This window comes from Elstera litoralis (assembly GCF_000963705.1).
In the GTDB taxonomy this organism is placed as follows: domain Bacteria; phylum Pseudomonadota; class Alphaproteobacteria; order Elsterales; family Elsteraceae; genus Elstera; species Elstera litoralis.
The window spans coordinates 1-4,030 of record NZ_LAJY01000271.1 but is presented as its reverse complement, the minus strand read 5'-3'; the positions used below and the strand labels follow the sequence as shown (position 1 = coordinate 4,030).

Sequence of the window (4,030 nt, the reverse complement as noted above, 5' to 3'; positions counted from 1 at the left end):
AGACCAGCCCGTCGAAATCACTGCGGGTAATCAGACGATATTTCCCGTCGGCCATGTTTTTCTCCTACTTTTCCGAAGCCTCTAAGCTGCGGCGATGGTTGGTCAGATGCGGATAAAATGCAAGCGAAGAGGCCATGACAGTGCGGGATTCACGACCGTGGGGAGTAGTAACACATGCAGGAGTAGGCTACCGTAACGGAATATAGTTTTCCTGTTTGGAGCGATGATGCCGCAAATTCGTCTAGAGGGCTCGCCGTCGCTAATGGCGGTGCTCGATCTTAAGCCGATGCTCGGCGCGATCCACGAGGCGGTCGTCAGGATTGCCGGCGCGCAGCTTGTCGATTGCAAGACCTTGGTGCTGGATACCCGCGCCGATCATATCAATCGCGGCGACGGCAGCGAAACGATGCTCCATGTCGAAATCCGCCTGCTGCCGGGCCGGGAGCTTGCCACCAAACAGGCGCTGGGCGCGGCGGTGGCGGACGTATTGGCAGAGGCGGCCACCCCCCATCTGAACGGGCGCAGCCTATCGGCAAGTGTCGATGTTCTGGAGTTTGCCCGCGAGACCTATGCGAAGCGCGTTGTGCCCGCGTAACTTTCTTCCCGTGAGGAGCCGTGCCGATGATTATCACCCATCAAGGCCAGACCCCGCAGATCGATCCTACCGCCTGGGTTGCGCCCGACGCCACCCTGTGTGGGGCTGTATCGGTTGGCCCCGGCGCGCGGATCATGCACGGGGCGCGGGTGATCGGCGAAGGTGGCGGGCGGGTGAGCATCGGCGCGGAAGTTATTCTCTATGAGAATACCGTGATCCGCGCGACGGCCCGCAATGATTGTACGATTGGCCCGAACTGTTTGATCGCCCCTCAGGTCCATATTACCGGGGCGGTGATCGAGGGCGAATGCTATATCGCCACCGGGGCGGTGATTCTGCCGCAAGCGCATCTGGGGCGGCGCTGCGAAATCCGCATCGGCGGCGTCGTTCATCTACGCACACGGCTGCCCGAATTCGCCATCGTGCCAAACTACTGGATTGCCCTGGGCGACCCCGTGGAAATCCTGCCCCCCGATCAGCACGACAGTATCTGGGCGCGGCAAAAGGCGATGGACTATCCGCGCGCGGTTTTCGGCGTGGACCGCTACGCCCCCGATGTGATGGTCACCTTGACGCACGGCCTATCGGAAGAACTCGCCCCGCACGTCGACGACGTGATTCTTAGCTAATCGGCGCGGCTCCGCGCGGCAGCAGCAGGAAGTACCGGCCCTTGGCCTTCATCCGCCCGGCCCGATCGGCGGCGGTATCGCCGTAACCCCAGAACAGATCGCCGCGCACGGGGCCTCTGATCGCGCCGCCGGTATCCTGGGCCACGACGAGGCGGCGTAACGGGCCGGTCTTGCTCGCCTCGCCGGGAACATCCTCCAACTCCAGCCACACCGGCGCGCCGAGCGGCATGAAGCTGGGATCGACCGCGAGCGAGCGGCCCGGTGTCAGCGCCACGCCTTGCGCGCCCAAGGGGCCTTCGCCCGAAAGCTCGCGGAAGAACACGAAGGAGGGGTTGGCGTTCATAATCTCCGCCGCGTCCTTCGGATGGGCGCTTAGCCAGGCGCGGATCGTTTGCATCGAGACTTCGTCGCGGGGAATGGCCCCTTTATCGGCCAGCACGCGCCCAATCGGCACATAGGCCTGACCGTTTTGGGCAGCAAAACCGACGCGCATCACCTGCCCATCAGGAAGAATGACGCGGCCCGACCCCTGGATTTGCAGGAAGAAAGCATCGACGGGATCATCGACCCACACAAGTTCAAGCCCGCGCCCGCGCAAACTGCCGCCCTCGATGGCTTTGCGGTCGGCATAGGGGCGCAGGCGGCCTTCGACGACCCGCCCCGCGATGCGCTGGCCGCGCCAATCGGCCCGCCAATCAATCAGTTCGACGGTAATCAGATCTTCCGGGCGGCGGTAGAGCGGGGTTTGGAAGGCCCCGCCGGGGCGGCGCGCGCCGCGCAATTCGGCCTCGTAATAGCCGGTGAACAGCCCTTGCCGGCCGTCGCGCCCGCTGACTTCGAACGGCTGAAAATGGGTTTCGAGCGCTTGGCGCAGCGCGGCGGAGGTGCTGGCTTTCTCAATCGCGCCGCAGCCCGCCCGCCAATCGGCCACCTTGCCGCCTTGACCGGCGGGGCCGACCGAGCGGTTTTCGTCTTGGGTCAGCAGACGGTCGCAACTGCGAGTGAGGGCGGGCTTGGCGGCCAGCAGATCATCTTGTGCCCACTCGGCGAGATCGGTGAATTTCGCCGGTTTCAGGGAGACTTGATCGGGCTGCGGCGGCTCGGCAGTGCCTGTCGTGGGGCGCGATGCGCCCATCTCACCGCAGGCCGACAGAAGCAGAAGCGCGACGGCGGCGAGCGGGGCCAAAGACGCGGGGAAGGCACGAACCGAAAAGGAAACCATTAGACCATCAACCGACGGGAGCAGGAGAAAAGCCCAGCGCGCCGCCCCGTCTGCGGGTGCTGGAAAACAAAAGAAAGGCTAAACCGCGCCCGCGCGGGTTTGGCTCAGCAGCCAATTCGGATCTTTGCTGCGTACATCGCGGCGGAAGGTCCAAAGATCGATCACATCACCGCCATCGATTTGTTCGGCGACAAAGCGGACGGTGACGAGGGCAATCGGCCCATCCATGCGCACATCGGCAAGATCGGCGGCGGCAATCCGCGTTAGGGCGACGGGTTCTGGGCCGCCGCGCTGCTGAATGGCCCCATTGAAATCGCGGAACACATCGTCGCTCAGCAAGGGCCGCAGCGCGCCGGTATCGCCCTCGGCATAGGCTTTGACGATCATCTCATAGGCCGCGCGCGCTCCGCCAAGAAAGCTGACTTCCTCGAAATTCGGGTCGAACTGGCCCAATTCCTCGATCCCCTCGGCGAGCGAGCGCGGCTCATCGACCGGGCGCGGCTGGGCGCGCTGGCTGGGGGTGGGGAAAGAGAGGATTTTACCGGGCACTGGGCCTGGATCGGGGCGCGCGGCATCCGGCGCACGTTCCAGCGGGTTCGGCTGTTGGCGTTCCTCCCCCGTGCGCTGGCCGAGCACGGACAGCAGGCGGTAGAGCAGAAACGCGGCGATCACCGCAAATAGAACGATGGATTCCAGCACGGGTACCCTCGATTCCAAGAGTTAAGCGAAAAATTCTTGTCTCTACATAGGCCCGCCCCCCAAAGGGCAAGCGGCCCCGCAGGGCGGGGGCGGAAAATCTTGGGTTTTCATCGCTGCTGCGACTAGCCCTTGCGGCCCCGGCACCCTATTCTAAGCAAACGAGAATTATCTGGGAGCCGCTTTCATCATGTTGATGGTCCGTCACGGACAGTCGGAGTTCAACGCGCATTTCAATCGGACGCGCCGCGATCCGGGTATCCGCGATCCCGATTTGACCGACGAAGGCCGGGCGCAAGCCCGTGTCGCCGCCAAAATCATTGCCGCTCACGACAGCGTGCGCGAAATCTGGTCGAGCCCTTACCGGCGGGCGCTTCAAACCGCCGAGATTATCGCCGAGCACTTAGGCGGTCGCATTCATACCGTCACACCCATTGTCGGCGAGCGCGCGGCCTATTTCTGCGACTACGGCAGCGCGCCCCATGTGCTGCGCGAAAGCTTTCCGCACCTCAGCTTCGATCACCTCGAAACCCAATGGTGGCCCGATCATGAGGAGCCGGTAAGCGCGCTGCAACTCCGCGCGAACCGCTTTCTCACGGAGATTGACCAGCATGAGGCGCGCGACGGTTTGTTGATCGTCTCCCATTGGGGCTTCATTCAGGCGGTCACGGGCTTGCCAGTCGGCAATTGCTCGGTGGTAAAAGTTCCCAGCAACCCCACTGCTGCCACGGTTGTACACGCAACCTGAGCCGTGCTAGGGGAGCCTTACGCTCTACCCAGGGCGACGTAATTCGGGCGACCTAATTCCATAGGATACAAAGATGAGCGACGAAAATCAGACCAACGGTCAAGGCACCGAGCAAAACGATGCCCCGCCGATTACGGTTA

At 63.3% G+C, this 4,030-nt stretch carries 5 protein-coding genes; 3 read left to right on the top strand and 2 right to left on the bottom strand.

Features of this window, described 5'->3' with window-relative positions; translation table 11 throughout:
• Positions 1 to 223: 223 nt before the first annotated feature.
• On the top strand, positions 224 to 595 hold the full coding sequence (locus VZ95_RS21905; protein ID WP_156995243.1) for a 5-carboxymethyl-2-hydroxymuconate Delta-isomerase: 372 nt from the start codon (positions 224 to 226) through the stop codon (positions 593 to 595).
• A gap of 26 nt (positions 596 to 621) precedes the next feature.
• A complete protein-coding gene (locus VZ95_RS11075) occupies positions 622 to 1,224 on the top strand; it encodes a gamma carbonic anhydrase family protein (protein ID WP_045775893.1) in 603 nt (200 codons plus the stop codon).
• Here VZ95_RS11075 and mltA read toward each other — a convergent pair.
• Both mltA and VZ95_RS11065 read right to left on the bottom strand, forming a co-directional pair.
• Complete coding sequence (gene mltA, locus VZ95_RS11070; RefSeq protein WP_045775892.1) at positions 1,217 to 2,446, bottom strand: murein transglycosylase A; 1,230 nt, start codon at positions 2,444 to 2,446, stop codon at positions 1,217 to 1,219. The genes VZ95_RS11075 and mltA overlap by 8 nt on opposite strands.
• 78 nt (positions 2,447 to 2,524) lie before the next feature.
• Positions 2,525 to 3,145 (bottom strand): Tim44/TimA family putative adaptor protein, encoded by a 621-nt coding sequence (locus VZ95_RS11065; protein ID WP_045775891.1) that lies wholly within the window; start codon positions 3,143 to 3,145, stop codon positions 2,525 to 2,527.
• Positions 3,146 to 3,332: 187 nt separating this feature from the next.
• Here VZ95_RS11065 and VZ95_RS11060 point away from each other — a divergent pair, with 187 nt between their 5' ends.
• Positions 3,333 to 3,890, top strand: a complete 558-nt coding sequence (locus tag VZ95_RS11060) for a histidine phosphatase family protein (RefSeq protein ID WP_045775890.1) — start codon at positions 3,333 to 3,335, stop codon at positions 3,888 to 3,890.
• Positions 3,891 to 4,030: the final 140 nt, after the last annotated feature.